Annotated in this window: 17 protein-coding genes; 8 read left to right on the forward strand and 9 right to left on the reverse strand. The window is 49.4% G+C overall.

The genetic code is table 11. From position 1 onward, the window contains the following. Positions 1-9: 9 nt before the first annotated feature. Positions 10-2,271, reverse strand: coding sequence for an Ig-like domain-containing protein (locus ACFQ0N_RS09055; protein WP_379325055.1), 2,262 nt, complete (start codon positions 2,269-2,271; stop codon positions 10-12). 156 nt (positions 2,272-2,427) lie between these two features. Between ACFQ0N_RS09055 and ACFQ0N_RS09060 the strand changes: the two genes are divergently transcribed. The 4 genes from ACFQ0N_RS09060 (at position 2,428) to ACFQ0N_RS09075 (ending at position 7,524) form a co-directional block, all read left to right on the forward strand. Beyond that, a complete protein-coding gene (locus ACFQ0N_RS09060; protein ID WP_379325057.1) occupies positions 2,428-4,239 on the forward strand; it encodes a cache domain-containing sensor histidine kinase in 1,812 nt (603 codons plus the stop codon). A 21-nt stretch (positions 4,240-4,260) separates the two neighbouring features. Further along, positions 4,261-5,316 carry a response regulator transcription factor gene (locus ACFQ0N_RS09065; RefSeq protein WP_379325059.1) on the forward strand — a complete coding sequence of 352 codons (1,056 nt, stop codon included), beginning with the start codon at positions 4,261-4,263 and terminating at the stop codon, positions 5,314-5,316. 712 nt (positions 5,317-6,028) lie between these two features. After that, positions 6,029-6,577 (forward strand): RNA polymerase sigma factor, encoded by a 549-nt coding sequence (locus tag ACFQ0N_RS09070; RefSeq protein ID WP_379325061.1) that lies wholly within the window; start codon positions 6,029-6,031, stop codon positions 6,575-6,577. Between the two features lie 5 nt (positions 6,578-6,582). Further along, complete coding sequence (locus ACFQ0N_RS09075) at positions 6,583-7,524, forward strand: DUF4871 domain-containing protein (RefSeq protein WP_379325063.1); 942 nt, start codon at positions 6,583-6,585, stop codon at positions 7,522-7,524. Here the strand turns inward: ACFQ0N_RS09075 and ACFQ0N_RS09080 are convergent. Further along, positions 7,508-7,846 (reverse strand): L,D-transpeptidase, encoded by a 339-nt coding sequence (locus tag ACFQ0N_RS09080; RefSeq protein WP_379325065.1) that lies wholly within the window; start codon positions 7,844-7,846, stop codon positions 7,508-7,510. The two genes, ACFQ0N_RS09075 and ACFQ0N_RS09080, sit on opposite strands and share 17 nt — an antisense overlap. A gap of 128 nt (positions 7,847-7,974) precedes the next feature. Between ACFQ0N_RS09080 and ACFQ0N_RS09085 the strand changes: the two genes are divergently transcribed. Beyond that, a complete protein-coding gene (locus ACFQ0N_RS09085) occupies positions 7,975-8,877 on the forward strand; it encodes a hypothetical protein (RefSeq protein WP_379325067.1) in 903 nt (300 codons plus the stop codon). 277 nt (positions 8,878-9,154) lie between these two features. Here the strand turns inward: ACFQ0N_RS09085 and ACFQ0N_RS09090 are convergent, their stop codons facing one another. From ACFQ0N_RS09090 to ACFQ0N_RS09105, 4 genes are all read right to left on the reverse strand, one after another. Continuing rightward, positions 9,155-9,289, reverse strand: a complete 135-nt coding sequence (locus ACFQ0N_RS09090; RefSeq protein ID WP_379325069.1) for a hypothetical protein — start codon at positions 9,287-9,289, stop codon at positions 9,155-9,157. A gap of 236 nt (positions 9,290-9,525) precedes the next feature. Further along, positions 9,526-10,932 carry a hypothetical protein gene (locus ACFQ0N_RS09095; RefSeq protein WP_379325071.1) on the reverse strand — a complete coding sequence of 469 codons (1,407 nt, stop codon included), beginning with the start codon at positions 10,930-10,932 and terminating at the stop codon, positions 9,526-9,528. 127 nt (positions 10,933-11,059) lie between these two features. Next, positions 11,060-12,160, reverse strand: a complete 1,101-nt coding sequence (locus tag ACFQ0N_RS09100) for a mechanosensitive ion channel family protein (protein ID WP_379325073.1) — start codon at positions 12,158-12,160, stop codon at positions 11,060-11,062. A 247-nt stretch (positions 12,161-12,407) separates the two neighbouring features. Beyond that, a complete protein-coding gene (locus ACFQ0N_RS09105) occupies positions 12,408-13,691 on the reverse strand; it encodes an ArsB/NhaD family transporter (RefSeq protein ID WP_379325075.1) in 1,284 nt (427 codons plus the stop codon). A gap of 1,030 nt (positions 13,692-14,721) precedes the next feature. On the opposite strand from ACFQ0N_RS09105, the gene hflX reads away from it, so the two are divergent. Further along, positions 14,722-15,990: a GTPase HflX gene (gene hflX, locus ACFQ0N_RS09110; protein ID WP_379325077.1), complete on the forward strand. Its 1,269-nt coding sequence runs from the start codon at positions 14,722-14,724 to the stop codon at positions 15,988-15,990. Positions 15,991-16,043: 53 nt separating this feature from the next. Here the strand turns inward: hflX and ACFQ0N_RS09115 are convergent, their stop codons facing one another. Further along, positions 16,044-17,204 carry a response regulator gene (locus ACFQ0N_RS09115; RefSeq protein ID WP_379325080.1) on the reverse strand — a complete coding sequence of 387 codons (1,161 nt, stop codon included), beginning with the start codon at positions 17,202-17,204 and terminating at the stop codon, positions 16,044-16,046. A 172-nt stretch (positions 17,205-17,376) separates the two neighbouring features. After that, positions 17,377-17,505 carry an aspartyl-phosphate phosphatase Spo0E family protein gene (locus tag ACFQ0N_RS09120; protein ID WP_379325082.1) on the reverse strand — a complete coding sequence of 43 codons (129 nt, stop codon included), beginning with the start codon at positions 17,503-17,505 and terminating at the stop codon, positions 17,377-17,379. Positions 17,506-17,789: 284 nt separating this feature from the next. On the opposite strand from ACFQ0N_RS09120, the gene ACFQ0N_RS09125 reads away from it, so the two are divergent. Further along, positions 17,790-18,128: a helix-turn-helix domain-containing protein gene (locus tag ACFQ0N_RS09125; protein WP_379325084.1), complete on the forward strand. Its 339-nt coding sequence runs from the start codon at positions 17,790-17,792 to the stop codon at positions 18,126-18,128. 161 nt (positions 18,129-18,289) lie between these two features. Here ACFQ0N_RS09125 and ACFQ0N_RS09130 read toward each other — a convergent pair whose 3' ends face one another. Next, positions 18,290-18,490 (reverse strand): LPXTG cell wall anchor domain-containing protein, encoded by a 201-nt coding sequence (locus ACFQ0N_RS09130; protein WP_379325391.1) that lies wholly within the window; start codon positions 18,488-18,490, stop codon positions 18,290-18,292. Positions 18,491-18,662: 172 nt separating this feature from the next. On the opposite strand from ACFQ0N_RS09130, the gene ACFQ0N_RS09135 reads away from it, so the two are divergent. After that, positions 18,663-18,995 carry a helix-turn-helix domain-containing protein gene (locus tag ACFQ0N_RS09135; RefSeq protein ID WP_379325086.1) on the forward strand — a complete coding sequence of 111 codons (333 nt, stop codon included), beginning with the start codon at positions 18,663-18,665 and terminating at the stop codon, positions 18,993-18,995. The last annotated feature ends 14 nt before the right edge of the window (positions 18,996-19,009 follow it).

The following is a 19,009-nucleotide window of genomic DNA, read 5'->3' on the forward strand; positions in this document are numbered from 1 at the left end:
CCCAGCCGCTTACCATACAACCGACGCATGATGAGGCTGATCATAGGCACTTGCCCAGTAGTAGCCGCTCGCCATAATGCGGCGCGGTACAAAACCGATTTCGCCGGTCGCCGACGCCTTTACGGCCTCGGATACCGCACTCGCGCTTCCATTAGCGGCAGCGGTCTGCATCGATACATATTTACCGGCCATATGTGTAAATCGGCCATGGACCTTTGCTTGCACCGGAGCGCCTGATTGCAAATCCGCCACCTCCAACTGCACCGTCCCTTTACCGCCTTCATAAGTTACCGTCATGCTCTTTACTATCATCGGCTTGAGCGTTGTCGATGCCGTCCGCGCCTGTGCCGCTTTGGAAAGCTTCCCTACATTGCCCGAGCTGTCGACCGCCTCCACCTTATAATAATAGGTCGTGTCCGGAAGCAGGCCAGTGTCCTTGAAGGTCAATCCTCTGGCAACACCGGCCAGCGTTGCGTCCGTTGCGGCAAATTCCGGGCTCGTTCCGCGATAGATGCGGTATTCCGCTACCTCCGCATTATCGTACGCCCGGCCGTAGGTCACATCGATGCGCTCATGGCTGAAGGTGGTTGCGACCGGCTCCTTGCTCACTTTGCCGGGCGCCTTGTGGTCTGCAGGCGGACTCCAAGTCAGACCGCCAGGTCCCCAGCGGGACGGAAGCGTCCTGACCGTATCATAATGATGGAGCGCAATGCCAGCAAAAGCCGGGTTGTCCTCAAAGGCGTGATAAACCTTCTGCAGCTCCGCCTCCATATAGGTGCGGCCTTCTTCATGGAAGGTAATGGTCGCCGGATCGCCGCCGTCAGCGATATCCTTCGTTTCCACGCCGATTACGACCGAATTCGGCTTGCCAATCGCGTTGGCATAGTCAATTTCCCCTTGTGCCTGGGCGATAATTCCGACACTGCCCTCCGCCTGATCGCGGTAATCCATAATGGCGATGTAGTCTACCGTATCCTGAATATGTTCCGACAGCCATTTGGTCGAGCCGTTCCAGGTAATCGCCTTTGCCGAATCGGAGGAATCGTACCAGCGCGGAATTGCCGGCCCTACTGCCAGTCCGAGGCCCGATGCCTGCTTCCGCTCCATCAAAGCGGCTAGCATATCGAGATATTGCAGCTGTACAGATGGATATGCGGCATGAAAATCCGGCAAGCTGTATGGCTCCGTATCGAGATTGATGCCGTCGAACCGTTCCTCGCTGCTTGATGAAATGTTATAGTTCAGCACCTTTTCAAATTCTCTTACGGCCGCCTCCCTGTAACGTTCATAGCTGCCAAAATACGGCGGATTCGTTCCTCCGGCAATTAACGCCTCGACGCGATAGCCCTTGCGATGCGCCCACGAGACAAAACCGCGCACCTGCTTGCGCAAATCCTCCAGCATATCCTGCCCGTCATATTTGTCTACGCCCAAATATAACGTTTTGACAGGCTGCTGATTAAAGGTGGCCGTATCCGCCGCCATTGCATCGAGCACATCGCGCGAGCCGTCATTCAGCATCAAATTGTAGGAGGCATGCTCCCAAATCCACATGGCGCGATCCTGCTTGACAAACACTGTCGGCTCTTCACTGCCCAGCCCAACCTTGACATAGGTGGTCAAGCTGCGTCCGATATTGCCCCGCTGATCGATAGCCCTTGCTTCGATGCTGCTCGTTTTATTGCCAATTCCATTCGTATTCCATTTGTAAACGTACTCATTTTCTTGCTGTTTAGCTTGCTTCCACGGCCCGCCGTTGATGCGTATTTCTACGCTTTTTAGCGGATTGATCGCATAGACTGCCACAGTGACATCGACTTTCCCCTCCACAGCAGCCTTGTCTGCCGGGCTTGTAATCATCACTTTCGGCACATTGGCCGCCGGGTTGTTTACGTTCAGCCGGACAATACCCGACCAAGCATTATAGCGAGTTGAAGCATCAACTCCGCGGGCGATCAGCTCTACTTCGCCGTCATACTTCGACAAATCCAGATCGTAGTACCAGCTGCCGGCATCATCGCCATCCGGATCATCCATATGCGCATCCTCCACGCGCGCCCCGTTAATAACAAGCTGCATGGCGTATGCTCCTTGATAAGAACCGCTAATTCTTGTCATTCCCGCCGGCACCGTCTGCTGATCCGTGTGGGAATCAATGGTCAAGACCGTCCCTGCTGCTTCTGTTTTTGTCGCTGTCAGCAATGGCATTGCGAGTACCATCGTTAACAGCAGTATGACCACTTTATTGCCCTTTCCGGAAAAAAGTGACATCGCGTTTACCTCCTGCGTCATGTTGTAAATCAACTTGAAGCGCTTTCTAAAGGGTAGTATAATCAATCTCCAAGAACTGCGACATGCAATTTTATTTACAACTTGTGTTTTTTTGCTATGAGTTATTTTGTTTTGGCAAAGGGAGGGAACTGCGGGATGAACGAGGAGATCGGCCGTCGCAAGCGTGTGCTTTCGATCAATCAGCGGCTTATTATGATTATCATTTTCTTTATTTGCATCCCCTTTTTCGCACTCGGCTGGCTATGGTATAAATCGTCCACAGCGACGATCGAACGAACCGCAATCGATACGAATAAGCGGATTATCGAACAGACGAACGAGTACTTGGATCTCTATTTTTCCAATCTGGAAAACTCCACCTATCCCTTTGTCAACAATCCGCAAATTCAGCAGTTTTTGAACAAACCCGTACTGACGCCTTACCAGTATTACATGCTGTCCGATAAAGTCGAGGACGACTTATTCAATCAAATGATCCATGGCCGTCCGGACATCGTCGGAATGTCGCTTGTGAATACGAAAAATCAGCAAATTTATGATTATAGTAAAACAGACGAAATGCTCGATATGAAGGAAATCCGCCAGCGCAACTCCGAGCTGGTAAAGCAAATGGAAAATATCAACACTTATCAAATACTAGGGGTCAGCAAGCTCGGCTCTACTACCGTCTTGACAGTCGTGCGCAAGCTGCACAGCAACACAACCTTTCTCTATGAAGGGCTGCTTGTTATCGATCTTAATTTGCGGCAAATCGAGAACATCTGCAACAACGTCTCGCTGGGCGGCTTCAATGTGTGGATTGCGACAGCTGATGGCAGCACGGTGTACCATCCCGACCCGACTCTGACCGGAAGCCGCGTCGAGCCCGAGCTTGCCGCCCAATTCAAGTCGAAAGGCACCGATCATTTTCGCTATCCGCAGTCGACGCAGGCAAATCTGGTCATCTTCGAGCATTCGCGAACGACCAATTGGATTGTAGCGGCCGAAATTCCGTTCCGCCAATTGATCGGCGACCTGCTGCAGCTGCGCAATTATACCTTGGTAGCCGCAGCCATCCTGCTGTTGCTCGCTCTGATCATCGTCGGCGGCTACTCGCTGTCGTTAACCCGGTCGCTGACGTTTTTGCAGCGGTTAATGGCCAAGGTGGAAAATGGCGACTTCACCGCCCGCGTTCATCCCAGCCGGCAGCGCAATGATGAAATCGGTTCGCTGTATCGCAGCTTTTTCAAAATGGTGAGCGAGTTGAACCGGCTCGTGAAGGAGGTGCACTCCTCCAAGCTTAAGGAGCAAGCGCTTATTATTAAGCAAAAGGATTCGGCCCTGCAATCGATGCAATCCCATATTAATCCCCACTTCTTGTACAATTCGCTTGAGATTATTAACTCGCATGCGATCATCGAGCAGAACCGCGAAATTGTACGGATGACGGGTGCGCTGGCCCATATGTTCCGCTACAATACCGGCAGCGCCAAGCAATTAGTCACTTTAAGAGAGGAGCTTGCTCACATCCGCTCTTATCTTGATATTCAGCAGGCGCGCTTTCGCAAGCTGCAGGTCGATATTGATGCCGAGGAGTGGGCGCTGGATGCTATGCATACCGTCCGTTTCACCCTCCAGCCTTTAGTTGAGAATGCTTTCAAGCACGGGTACGCTCACAAGAAGCCGACCTTTATCGGCATTGACTGCAAAGCGGAAAAGGACTATTTCTCCATTATCGTGACTGACCATGGATCAGGCATGGATGCTTCGCAAATAAGCGCGCTCCAGCACGCTCTTGAGCATGAATCCGCGGAGGAGTATGACCGGGGCATCGGTCTGACAAATGTTCACCAGCGGCTGTCGCTTACGTTCGGCGCTCATTTCGGCTTGCGGGTGTTATCTGTCGATGATGGCCGGCCCGGAGCCGCGTTCGAAATTCGTCTTCCTCTGCCTTCAACCGGCAACTAATTTATTCTAGGGGGTGCCACTATGTACCGCATGATGATCGTCGACGATGAACATATGATTCATCTCAGCTTGCGCAAGCTGGTCGAGTCCTCCGGACTGCAAATTACGATTGCGGCCGAAGCCGAGGACGGTGCCGAAGCGCTGCAGCTGCTGGAGGAGACCAGGCCCGATATCGTTGTTACTGATATCCGCATGCCCGAGCTGGACGGACTCTCCTTTATCGAAGCTGCGCTCGAACGCAAAAAAGGAACCCGGTTTATCATTTTGTCAGGGTATAACAATTTCGAATATGCGCGGCAAGCGATCAAATTCGGCGTAGCCGATTTCTTATTAAAGCCTGTAGATCCCGATCAGTTTCTGCAAGCCCTGCAGCAGCTTTATAACGAACTGCAGCAGCGCGACAGCCGCTTCTCCCGCCACAATGAATGGATGGTCTCCCTGCAGGCAATCGTCAAAGAGCTGGCCGCTTCGATTTGGGCCGCAAACGCCACAGAGGCCTCCGCGCTCGCAGCGCAGGCCTGCCAGCTCTACAAAACGTCGCGCCCGGATGAGCTTAGCTTTGCACAGTTCACACACAATGTTGCCGGCCTGATCGCCCAAGAGCTGCAGGAGCGGAACTTCACATTAGCTGCGCATCCTTATCGTGATTACTCGTCATGGCCAAATCATGAGGAAGAATGTGTGCAAGCGCTGAATGCGTTCATCGTACGGGCGGCAGAGGAGGTGCGCGGAACGCGAAATTTGGGATCGCGCGCCAATATTCTCAAGGCAGTCCGTTACTTGGAGGAGCACTACGCGGAGGAAGAATTGTCACTGACTGACGTCGCCCAATCGCTCGGCATGTCTGACGCTTATTTCAGCCGCTCCTTCAAAGAAGAAATGAACATTAACTTCGTAAAATATTTAATACGTTTACGAATGGATAAAGCGAAAGAACTGCTTACAGCAAGCAGTTCGCCAACCGCTGAGGTCGCTTACCGGGTCGGCTTTTCCGATTACCCGCACTTCAGCAAAACGTTCAAAAAGCATTTCGGGCTGACGCCTTCGGAATACCGCAAACAATTGGGTTCCAGTTGAGCGGTTGTTAGGCGAATGAGTTGCGGCTATGCGTTTCATAGCCGCTTTTCGGACTGCGCAACTCTGGCGGAACTGTAACTGGGCGTGGCCGGACAGACGTTCCGTTATTTGGTTGAAAGCCGGCTAATTTGGAGGATACACGAACATATGTTCCGTTATTTGCTGATTTTGCTTGGCTTTCGCGGCGATTGGAGGGCAATAACGGATCCTGTGTCCGCGGACCGCCGATTTAGCTGTTTTGTTCACAGACAAGGGATCTACGGTCCGGCAAACGAAAACCGCGTTGAAATCTTAAAAGCTGATCCCGGCTTCCTTTTCCCAAAAACTAACTGGATTTTATGTAGGTAGATACGCCAGAACAGACAATTTTTGCAGTCTAACTGGAAATCATCCAGCTAGTTTGAGCCAAATCGAGTCTATCCATCTCTAACTCCCATTCTAACTGTAGGTTTTCCATCTAGTTCCGGCTATCTAACGAACAAAACAAAAAACAAACTGTAGAAAATCCATTTAGTCCCCACTATAAATAAATTCACAGTAAAATAGAGCTACAAACCAAAACCCATGTTGTGGTAAATCAACATTTAGGCCTTATCATGCTTGAGATGTGGTATTCTATGCAACATTTCGCCCCAGCCCCAGCCCAGTTACAGTTTGCCATACGGGAACCTTTTTCCTTATCGCGGGTCTACTTGTATGAGGTGATATTTCGATGGATCGGCACTACTTGCACGATTTAGCGCCAGGTTTTGATCGCAACACAGTTCTGCACGATCTGATGACCGAATTCGGGGAAGATGTATGGAATTTTGCTTACTTCCTGACGCGCCGCTCCGATGCTGCCGACGATATTTCGCAGGATGTGTTCCTCGCCGCCTATAAGCGGCTTTACTCCTTTCGCGGAGAAAGCAGCGTCAAAACCTGGCTGCTCAGCATTACCCGCAATAAGTCCTTTAATTATTTACGAAGCGCTTTTGTGCGCAAAGTAACGCTGCTGGACAACATTTTGGCGCGTGCCGGCCAGTCCCCTTCGGCAGAAGAAGTGCTCTTTGACCGCATGGAAAACAAAGCGTTGTGGAACACGGTAATGGAACTGCCCCTCAAATTCCGCGAGGTGCTAATCCTTGACTATCATTACGGCTTGAGCATTAGGCAGATCGCTGAGCTGCTGCATATTTCCGAAGGTACGGTCAAATCCCGTATCAGCAGAGCAAAAAAGAAAATAGCCGCTTTATTGGCCAATGAACATGAAGGAGCGTGATCGATATGCCGCAGGAGCATGAAGAATATTTGGGCAGACAACTGAAGGATTCTCCTTTTTCCCGTCCGCATTTTACGGATGCAATGAAAAACAATGTGCTCGTCCGGGCAAATGCCGGCCAACGGAATCGATCGCGCACTCCGCGCTACCGGCTGATCGCAGCGGCATCCGTATTAATCGTCGTCGCGGCTGCAGCCATATTCGGATGGAATAGCATTGCACCCCAAGCCGGCAAGCATGGATCATTTGTGGAAGAACGTCAAAGCTACTACGAGGAAGGCAAGCTGAAACTAAGCGTGCTTCCTGATCCGTCTCTTCGTGCAGGCAGCAAATTTCGATACATCTTTCACCTGACTGCGCCATTCGCCGAGCTGAAAGACCGCACGCTTGCTATCTCGGCCGAGCATATAGAGACAGGACATCTGGAGCAGATCGTAGCTGCGGAAAAAATCACCTCGCCGATAAGCGGCTATCAAGGGCTGGAACGTTATACGGCATTTGCCGCGCTGCCGCTCTCCGGCTATTGGCGCTATACTATCACTGTTGACGGGCAATTTTATGGCGATGCTGTGCTTCATGTACCAGACGCTTCCTGGCAAGCAAGCCCGCTATTTAAGTACGAGACTTATACCCTCAGAGGGACAGAGGGCACGATCGGCCTTATCGACGGCGGACTTGTAGCAGGTTCATCGCAAAAGGTGATGTGGCATATATGGGAGAAGGAAACGCCCCTGGAACGGGATTTTGTTGTTAAAGCGGTCAAGCAAGGAGAGACGCAGATCATCGATGTCTTCACAGGCTCGCTTACCGACAAGGAGCAGCCGCAAGGCCCTCGCAGAGCCATCTCCTCGATCGCATTGCCCGAGCCGGGCTTATGGCGGCTCCTGCCTTATGCGGGCGACCAACTGCTTGACAGCATTACCGTTGAAGTCAAGGACGGATCGTAACGCGCGTGCCAACAGGTACAAGGCTGGCCAGCGTCAGCACATCCTCGTTATACATCCGAATACAGCCATGGGATACCAGATGGCCGATCGAAGCCGGATTATTCGTCCCATGAATGCCGTAATGCGGCTTGGAAAGCCCCATCCAGAAAGCTCCAAAAGGGCCGCCCGGGTGGGGCTGCTTGTTAATGATCGTAAATTCTCCTACCGGCGTCTGCGTCACCATACGGCCTATGCCGACAGGGAAGGCACGCACGACGGTATTTTCATCCAGCAAATAAAGCCGTCTGTCTGACAAATCAACAATAATGCGGTAATTCGCCATAGCCACAACTCCCTTTTACTGGAATTATGAATAAAAAATGAGTGAACTTAGAAATTTCTAATCGCCGCCGCTCCCTCTAATGAAAGCTTCCTAACGAATGTTTTAGTATAGAGAGGTGGCCTGACAACATGACACAAACGGATACAAAACGCTGCTTATTTTGCAATCAAATTGTTTCGCTGCGGTTGCATGGTGAATATGAATGGTATGAGAACTGCCAATGTGCAGAAGGCAAATATTATGGTTTAAAACTCGATAGCTATCCCTTATTTCAAGCATTGCCCCATCATACGAAAGGGCAGATTTTCCCGATTATATCTGCTTATATCCGGGAGCTGACTGACTGTGGACAGACCGTCACTCTATCTGGCGATGACATTGAGGCTATTCCGAACTCGCCTCGTATACCCGTCACAGTCGAAGCAAAGGGAAACCGCTTCTTGCATTATCTGCAGCGGCATACGAAGGGGCCCGGCGATCCGCTTGTGATCTCCAAGCTTCCTACCCGCTACAACCTAACCTATTCTCCGACTTTGCAAGAAATGATCTACATTATCGAAACGCTGAAGGATAAAAAGTGGATTGAACGGGCGGGCTCCAAATTTTCACTCACTGAACAGGGATGGCTGCAGGCGACAGCCACCGTTTGGGGGAAAAAGCTGAAGCCTTGTGTAGTGCTGCTGCCAGAAACGCCGGAGCTGCGGGAGGAATGGTTCAGCGGCGTATTTCCCAGATTGGAGCAATGCGGCTACAACCCGCAAATAGCTGACACTGCACAAGGCCGAACCGACGCGGAGGCCATGACGCAGCTGCTCGATGAAAGCAAGCTGCTGATTGCGGATTTATCTGCGCCCGGTCCCGAGACTTATTACGCCACCGGCTATGCCTTGGGCTTGAATCTCCCGGTCATTTGGACAGCCAAGCGCGAAGATGCGCACAGCATGGAAATTCATCCCAAGCAAATCCGCCATATTATATGGAGTGATACAGAAGAACTCGCTGCAACCTTACAGGAACGATTGTCGGTCTAGCACAAAAAAATACCGAAAATGCCACTTGGACTCCTGATCTGCAAGCTGTGCGGTGTCGATCCGCAAGAGGTTGATGAATGGAAAATTGATAGAGATTAGCGGTGAATCATGAAATCGCTGTTCCGGATTGATCCTAATGTGGTATAATACAAGCATAGGAAGCGTAAAATAAGAAAGCCACGATGCTGGACACATCGTGACTTCTTAACAAAGGCCAGTGGGCGACCACGGCGAGAGATTCATATGAGATGAAAAACCACCGGATCAAGGGCCCAACCTATCGCCGGTGGTTTTTCTTGTCTTTACGTGTTTTCTTCTGTTTTCCACTGCCAAGGAAAGTCTTCAGGCCGGCAAAAATGCCAACCACTTTTAGCAGCACATCCAGAATCTTCACCAAAAGATCAAGTGACACAGCGTCACCCCCTTTCGGGTAGCTTCGCCGTGTCTGAAATCCCACCGGTTACTTTGTCTTAAGCCGTTCCTGGCCATAGGTTACCAGCATCTCAAACATCATTATTTGACGATTATTGATCGTTACCCCGTATGGCTGAATTCGGATAATCTCTCCCTGCAAGGGAATTCTTTCCGATTTATTCCGGTCAGACATACTTCCATAATCAAGCAGGCGGGTAAGCCCTTCGATTTGAATCAGCGATGCCGTTTCCCCTGTTCGATATTCAAACCCTGCCGACCCTGCTCCAGTTTTCGCTTGTGCTTCGCCCGCAATATCGGCGGCAAAATAGCTAACAATCCAAACATGAATACCGGAATGAAAACCCAGATCGCCCAGTTGATTACGACCGCATCCCCTTGTTTGAGATAGTTCATGAAGCTTTGGATGGATTTTTGGTTTTCGTCCCTGCCAAGCTGCCATTGTTGAAACGTCCCGCTATTGATAAGCCCAAACGCCCCATCGTGCATATTCATCCATGCGGCAGAAGCCGTCGAGTTGGAGTAATATAGAATGTCGTCTCCGGCTTCCTTATAAAAAAGAAGCTTCGCGTTTTTCAGATCGTCATAAGGTATTAAAGAAACGATTGCCGAAACATCCGTGAACTGCTTCGTTTTTTCATTGTATAGATATCCCAGAACATGTCCCTCTGCTTCATCTTTGGTGTTAGAGCCGGCAATCAAGGTCTCTTCGTCGTTCAAAGAATACAGCTTCGCCTGATATACAGGCATTGGAGTTGGCAGTACGCCGCCCCATTTATCTGCTGCCGCGTCATAAACCCTGACCTGTCCGGGATATTTGCCATCCACTTTAAGCAGTCTGGTTTCATTACGGTGGAATTGGGAAGCGAATTGGCGGGCAGCGCGGTCTCTCGCCTCAGAGTAGTTCTCTTCTTCTTTTTTGATGTACGTCAGCGGGAGGCCTTGCTGATTCAGCACTCCGCTCACAAATGCCCTTCGGTCATCATGAAGGTCCACCTCCAACATCGGCAAAGCCGCACCGCTGTCGAAACTCTCCTGAACGGGCCGCGCATGTGTTGGTCTGGAAGGCAGCAGGTTTTTATGGTTCAGATTAATTGTCTGCAGCTTACCCTGATCGATCTGGGCGATATAGGGGATTTTTCCGGTCGATTCACCGAAAATAACAAGCTTTCCACGCCATGTATAAGCGCTGCTGTCTAAAAACCCGAAGAGATCAAGTATTCCGGAAAGATCAGGTTTCCCTTGCGCTAATTCCTTCACGCCGCCCTCGGAATCGATCATATTCATCACAAGCCGATTCTCGTTATTTTTAGTGACCAGAATCAAACGCCCATTTTGGTAGGCTGAAACGAACTGTTTATGTATGTCGGAATAAAGCGGTATTCCTTTTATCAGTTTCTCTGTCTTGGCGTCGTAGAGTTCGCCTTTTAATCCAGCGCTGTCATCCTCGGCGATCCCCATCACCTTGCTGCCGCGATCCAGAAAAAACAGGCCGCGCCCAGATGACGCCGTCTTCTTCATGTTAGCGTCAAGCCCACTGGTATATTCATTCCACACTACGAAACTTAAAATGATGGCCGGAATAAAGAACACCAGATTAAGCAGTGAAAAGCTTCTTTTCACCCGATCCTCTCCTTTACTGCCGTTTGCCACTAGACAAGCGCAAAAGGTGGACAAATTCCACCCTTTCACGAAAACGTTCTTTAGTTAAAGCATATCATAGCTGTTTTTTCAATACGTCCGTCTCCACTTACCATCCTGTCGTTTCTCCCTGTTGACGATCCGCGGCGCCTTCCAGGAAGATGCGCTGTGCCGGATAGGCCAGGCGCACTCCCTCCTCCTCCAAAATCCGCATAATCTCAAGGTTGATATCCTGCTTCACTGTGAGATACTCCGTCCACACAATCGTCTTGGTAAAAAAGTAAAAGAAGATGCCCAGACTGCTTTCCTTGAATTCGCTAAACCGCACCATAATCATCGCCGGGTCAATATGCTCATTGTTGCGGAGCAATTGATCCATCCGTTCAATCGCCCGCTCCATTCGTTCGCGATCCGAATTAAGCGCCACATTAAGCGTGAACGTAATCCGCCGCTTGCCCATCCGGCTCCAGTTCGTAATCGGGTCGCTCGCTAAGGTCGCATTCGGCACGGTGACAACCGCATGCGCGAAAGTGCGAATTTTCGAGCTGCGAAACGTAATATCTTCTACAATTCCCTCTACGCTTGGCGTCATAATCCAGTCTCCTTTGGAGAATGGCTTTTCCAGAATGATCACGACGCCGCCAAGTATGTTGCTCAGCGTATCCTTCGCTGCAAGGGCGACGGCAAGACTGCCGAGCCCCATGCCGGCTACAAGGCCATTAACGCTAAAGCCCCACTCCGAGCCGATAATCGTCACCGTAAGGACAATGACGACAAATCGCAGCACCTTGGACAAAAAGGGAATAAGCATGCTGGTTTCATCCAGGCCGAAACGCTTGCTGAGCCCCTCCAGCAATGCCGACGACGAGGCAGACACATTGTAAATGCCCCAACCGACCAGCGCAACTCCGATGCTGCGGCAAATCCCGTTGACTACCCGCATGCCTTCTGTTGCCATATATGCCTCAGGCACATAGCACCGTATAGCCAGATACACCCCAATCAATATAAAAAAGGCGCGCAGTGGCTTCTCGAAGGCCTCAACCCATTTCAATATGCCTTCCGACTGCTTAAAGACGCGCTTTATAATCGCAATCAAATAGTTCGTAAATAGCTTGCGAAACAATAGGAATAGCAGCAAGATGCCGATTGATATCAGCAATTGCACCCATCTCAGCCATTCCAGCTGCTGCATTGTCCATTCTGTCAATTCCATCATCCTCCCTCAAAAGCTGGCAGGCAGAGTCAATTTCATAGTTCCGCTTGCGCCTGTAATCCAGGCGATATACAGGAAATTGACTCAAGTACGCAAGATATTATTTTATCACAGATCATGGACGATCAACAGCAAGCCGGGTCCGCCGCGGAACTGAAAACAAAAAAAATCCCGATGGCGCCAACAAACGGATCATCGGGATTTTCTAGCGGAACTCTGCTCATTCGAGGTCGTTTCCTTATTACAGCAAGTATCTGAGCCATATATAGATGCTCGAAATTAGGATTGACAGCAGCATAAGCGGGAAAGCATATTTCAGAAACTGCATAAATGTAATCGGGTAACCTTCTTTAGCGGAAAGACCGGCAGTAATCAGGTTGGCGCTGGCGCCGATTAACGTGCCGTTGCCGCCGAGACAAGCACCTAACGCCAGGCACCACCATAGCGGCTCCAGATTTTGTACCCCCATATTGCCCATTTCCTGAATTAACGGAATCATCGTCGCCACGAACGGAATATTGTCCATAAAAGCCGATGCCAATGCGCTCATCCACAAGATCAGCATCGAGGCTGCAAACGTGTCCCCGCCGGTCAGCTTCACCGCCTGGCTGGCCAACTGGCCGATCAGGCCGGTATCCACCAGCCCGCCAACAAGGACAAACAGACCAACAAAGAAAAAGATGGTTGTCCACTCCACACGGGTGAATGCCTCCTCCATCGCATGCTCACCCGTTAACAGCAGCAGCAGAAACGCACCCGTCAGCGCTACGACCGAAGACTCGAGATGAAGCGTTTGGTGGAGGAAGAAGCCGGCAATTGTCACGCCAAGAATGATCAGACAGCGCGTCAGCAGCGGCCGGTCTGAAATCAGCTCGCTAGCGTCCATCATCATAATCCCCTGCTTGTTTTCATCGGTTGTGCGAAGCTTTTTGCGAAACAGCAGCAAAAAGATCGGCAAATGAACCAGCATAATCAGTACTACGATCGGTGTCAGGTTGTTAATAAAGGCGATGAAAGTGAGCTCCCTTACCGCACTGCCGATCATAATATTCGGCGGATCGCCAATCAGCGTAGCCGTCCCGCCAATGTTGGAGGCTAATATTTGCGAGAACAAAAAGGGAAAAGGGTGCACCTTCAACTGTCTGGTAATACTGAATGTTACCGGAACAATCAACAGCACCGTTGTTACATTATCCAAAAACGCCGAGCCGATTGCCGTAATGAGCGACAAGGCCAGCAATATTTTTACAGGCTCGCCCTTCGCCCGTTTGGCCGCAATAATCGCAATATACTTGAACAGCCCTGTCTTGGCCGTTACACTTACAATAATCATCATCCCGATCAACAGACCGATCGTATTGAAATCGATATGATGACTGATCGCCGTATGCACATCGACAATCCCCAGCAGCAATATGATCAAACCGCCAAGCATCGCCACAATGGTGCGATGGATCTTTTCCGTGATGATCATTGCATAGGTAACTAAAAAGACGGCAAGTGCTATTATAGCCTGCTGCTCCATACATCCACCCTCTACTCGCCTTTAAAATATCCAATTGCGCTTTGGCCAATATAGCCGGCATTCCCCACAAAATCACGTTCTGTCTCAGGCGAAAGCCCCGCCCTCACAAGGCCAGACGCCCGTGACCGCACCAGCATTTTGACTGTCATCTCTCGCGTTTGCAGAACCATGCGCGCTTTAGGATCGTCGTATCATACACCAAAATCCCATGATTTTCAAGCAAAAACTATATTCACGCTCCACCTTTTCCCAACTTAATATTCCCCCTATCTCCTCACGCCAATTCATACTACATTAGATAATTGCCTATGCTGCAGTTCTTTTCGCGCCCGTTCGAGGCTGAACATTTTTTTTGCATAAAATACTCAAAAATGAACGAGATCCCAATCGTCATTTTTTAACTATAATAAAACAGATAATGGATCCACGGTCCGCCACAATCCGATACTGCCCGTCTCGACAGAATGCCCTCCTACGGTTCGCTCATAATCTCATTTTTTTTGCAAATTAACACACAAAATAGTCAGAAATAAAGACAGTAGATTTTTATATTAAACAGATCTCCTCAAAATGACTGCGATTACGACATCCGGCAGCCGACAATTTTTATAAAAGAAGATTACATTTACGGCTGCAGCTTTGATGTGCTACAATAAATGTACTTTTTAGGAACGGAGGGTTACATGTGGTAGACTTCATCCGAGTTCGCACTTTGCGCCGCTAATTGAATAGCGCCAAGGCTCTGCTTGTGTGCAGAGGAGACTCAGGATTGGTCTGTCCATTTTAAGAGGTAACCCCATAAATTCGGATGATGGTGCAGCTATACTGTACAGTGCAGTATCGCCCCATGCGTTTACCTTTATAGGATGGAAATATGCGGATGTATTGGAGCTCAGCTTTCATCTTGATTGGCTGAGTACCAGACATTTGACCAGCTTATCGTCCATGTTGTGCTCCTCTGATGATTACTGCGAACACAAGGCAGTCCTGCTTGTGTTCTTTTTTATGTCTATTAAAGGGAGGAATCGTATTGGAACAAACAAAACAACGCGCCGTCATGGTCGGCGTTCAATTACAGCTGCAGCCGCAGTCAGACTTCGATTATTCAATGGAGGAGCTGCGCAATCTTGCCGAGGCCTGCGAGATCGAAATCGTAGGCCAGCTTTCGCAAAAAGCCAGCCGCATCAACCCATCCCATTATATCGGCAGCGGCAAAATCGACGAACTGGTCGCATTATTGGAGGGTCTCGATGCCCCCCTGGTTATTTTCAACGATGAACTGTCTCCATCGCAGATTCGCAATCTGGAAGCCGCTTTGGAGCGCAGAGTTGTGGATCGTACTACGCTCATTCTTGATATTTTTGCCGAACGTGCCCAGACGAGAGAGGCGCAGCTGCAGGTCGAGGTAGCCCAGCTGCATTACATGCTGCCGCGGCTCGTCGGGCTGCGCGAATCGCTTGGCCGGCAAGGCGGCGGCTCCGGCTTGCGAAATCGGGGTGCCGGCGAGAAAAAAATCGAGCTCGATCGGCGCAGAATTGAAGAGCGGATTGCGGCTCTGCAAGGCGAGCTCGAGAAACTGGTCGCTCAGCGCCAGCTGCAGCGCAAACGGCGCCGCAAAAACGAAGTGCCGGTCGTCTGTCTTGTCGGCTACACCAACACGGGCAAATCCAGTCTGATGAACGTGCTTGTCGAGGCTTACAACCCGGGCACGAACAAACAGGTACTGGCAAAAGATATGCTGTTCGCCACGCTGGAAACAGCGGTCCGCAATATCGAATTGCCAGATCACAAGTCTTTTCTATTAACGGATACAGTCGGCTTTGTCAGTCAACTGCCCCACCATCTTGTAAAAGCATTCCGCTCCACATTGGAGGAGGTCGCCGAAGCCGATCTGCTTATCCATGTCGTCGACTGCTCTAATCCGGAGTACGAGCAGCATATTGCGGTAACGAATGAAACATTAAAGGCGCTCGGCGCAGGCCAAATACCGGTTATTTTTGCTTATAACAAAGCCGATCTGACAAGCGAGCCTTACCCTCAAGTAAGTGACAACCGGGTATATTTGTCGGCTAAAGAGCAGCTCGGCATCGATGAATTAATAGGAGTGATCCGCAGCCGTATCTATCGCGATTACATGCAATGCGAGATCACGATCCCGTTCGATCAAGGCCGCCTTGTCGCATACTTTAATGAGCATGCTCATGTACAAGAAACAAGCTATGAAGAAAACGGAACGAGGCTAAAGATGGAATGCCGGACCGCCGATTACGAGAAATATCGCCTATTCTTTATTGAATAGCAGCAAAGGCCGTCCTGCCGCAGCTTATCGCTGGCGAAAGACGGCCTTGTTTTTTACATAGGTTGCAATGCGATATCCTCCCGCCTCCAACGGTAGTACCACTCGGTAATACCGGGATCAATCACTGATTCGGGTTTCTGCGCCATCCTGACGACCAGCAGATTATATTGCTCCTCTACTCCTCCCCGGTTATTAACGGCATCGTAAAGCTGCATTAACTGGTAATAACTGTCCTCCGCATCTGGAAGCAATTGCTGAATACGATGATTTATTCGGATTGCCGCCTCCATATCCCCCTGCTCAATATAGAACTTGCTTACATTCCTTGCATGCTGATGCCATATTTGCTGCAACCGTCCCCTTTCCTGTTCGGCCCATCCGTAATTATGGTCACCCAAGTAATCGCCTTCATAGAGAGACAGCACGCGCTCATGCTCCGCAATGGTAGGCAAGCTTGGCACTTCCAGCGCTTCCACTTGCCGTTCCCACTCCTCTACATCGACACGCACTTCACCCAGAACAAGGCGGTAACCCGCATCCAAATTGCCGCTATAAAGCGACACTTGTTCCAAGCCGTTCCTTTTTAAAGTTTGCCGAATATGATAAATCGTCGTATAAAGCTGCTGCGCGGCTTTGGCCTCTTCAAAACCGGGCCACAGCAATTCCATCAATTCGTTTCTTTCAATCGAACGACCCCGATGGCATAACAGATATGAAAACAATTCCTGCGCTTTGCTGGTCCGCCATTTAATCTGCTGCGGCTCGGTACCCGGGAACTGGAAGCGCACCTGCTTGTAGCAGCAAATCATCGGCTGCTGTACCACAGGCTCCTGAACAGGCGCTGTGTTAATTCGCTTCTTGGAAAGCAGACGCTGCACGGTCATTTGCAATCTGCCGCTCTGTACAGGCTTCAATAAATAATCGAGCGCATACAGCTTGAACGCCTCCACAGCATGATGATCGTAGCCCGTTACAAACACCAGCTCGACATGCGGCACTTCCGCTTGGATCCGTTCGCCCAATGCAAGCCCATCCATCTCAGGCATATGTATGTCCAAAAAGACAACGTCCGGCTGATGATCCGCTACCATCTGCACCGCATAGCCCGGATCGGAGCAAATCCCAACAACCTCTACACCACCCACATCGCATTCCAGCATGTTTTTCAGCTTTTTCAGCGCAAGCCTCTCATCATCAACCAGTATCGCTCTCACAGGAATACCCACTCCTTTTTTCCTAGTATTGAACATAAATCACCAAATTTCGACATTTGCTATAAGTCTACCAATTGGGTATATACAGTTTCTATACAAAAAAAGCAGCCGCTGCTGGCCATTGAAAGACCGGTGGCAGTTGCTGCTTTTAGAATTATTTCTTCCGCTGAAATTAGTTCTTATATAGATTTAAAAGCTTATCAAGTTCAATTGATTTTTCCAAAACTAGTGAATCTAACATACTATATTTACTAACTAATTCATGAAGTTCACCTCGCACTTGTTCTATTTCCTCCTTCAATGAACGTTCAACATTAAAAGACTTCTTCTCATGATAGCTATCTGGAAACTTTCTTTGTTCGTTAATGTTGAAAACGGCAAGCCTCCTCTTTTTTCATGGATTTTGTATATTTCTTTGTTGGTTTTGTAACACTAAGTAAGCAAAACAGAACTCTTTCGTAAAATAGGAGGTTCTAAGAAAATTATACTGAATAAAACAGAAAACGACAATGAATAATCACATTAGTCGTTTTAACGACTCCATTAATCCTATCTCATGTTCTACACTGACTATGAGGTGTAGAAATGGTTAATATTCAGGAACTCGTAGGGGCAAAAATCAGGCTATATCGCTCTGCAATGGGATGGACCCAAGAACAATTGGCAGAAGCTATAGGTTCTACCGGCTCATATATTGGACAACTTGAACGCGGAGAGAAAAATTTTCGCATACAAACACTTATAAAAATAGCGGATGCCCTTGAAATTAGCATATTTGCCTTACTGGATAACGACAATGAAGAGTACCTTTACCAGAAGACCTGGGTTTGGGAAAGCGTCACCCTTATGCTGCAGCAAACTGAAGCCAAGCAACGCAAGATTTATCGAATGCTCTCTGAAATGTTGGCTGATGAAAATGATTGAGACATTGAAGCTGTCCAAGTATATAAAGTAGGGTTTCTCTCCCCTTGCAACAAGAAAAAAGTTCGCTTTTTTGACCATCCCCCCAGTTCAGACAATAAAAACTAATATAAACGCAAATGCAGCCCACCTCCCGAAGGAGAGGGGCTGCATTTTCAGTTTTGCTATGAGGCATTCTTTTTATCGGTCTTTTTTCTTCTTGCCAGCCACATGCCTGCAATCAGGAGTAGGCCTCCTGCCAACAAATACGTGTACATATTGGTCGCTGTTTTTGGCAAGTAGTGCTGACCATTGTTCTTGCTGCCGCTTTCCGTGCCTTCCCCTGCACCTGTGGATTCCCAAGGTCGCTCAGGTGTCGGAGACAGGGTTGGTTGGTTCTTTCTCTCCCGGCTTCACCGGTTTATCAGGTTTATCCGATTGGCCTTGTTTGCCGGAAGAACTTAAAAGTTCAAATATATTTTATTTGAACTTTTGGTAATCTCCAAGAGCACTACACCATTGGTCTACACTTCTTATAGAAAGAGGTGAACGGCTAACATGAGTCAGTTATCCAAAATGATAGGTGAGCAGATACGGCATTACCGATCAACGAAGGGTTGGACACAGGAACAGTTAGCAGAAGTGCTGGAATCGCAAGGAACATATATCGGTCGCGTCGAGCGAGGTGAACAGAACATACAGCTTCAAACTCTAGAAAAAATAGCCGAAGCCTTGCATACCAACGTAATCGTGTCATTCGATCATGATCAGCATGAGCAGTTCAAAGCAGACGAATGGATATGGAAAACCGTTATGCTGCTTAAAGAACAGGATGTTCAGGATCGGGAACGGGCCTTTCGGGTACTGCGGGAAATGTTCTCGACACACTAAGCGAAGCTTCCTTG

It is taken from the genome of Paenibacillus sp. GCM10027626, from assembly GCF_042676285.1.
In the GTDB taxonomy this organism is placed as follows: Bacteria; Bacillota; Bacilli; order Paenibacillales; family Paenibacillaceae; genus Paenibacillus_Z.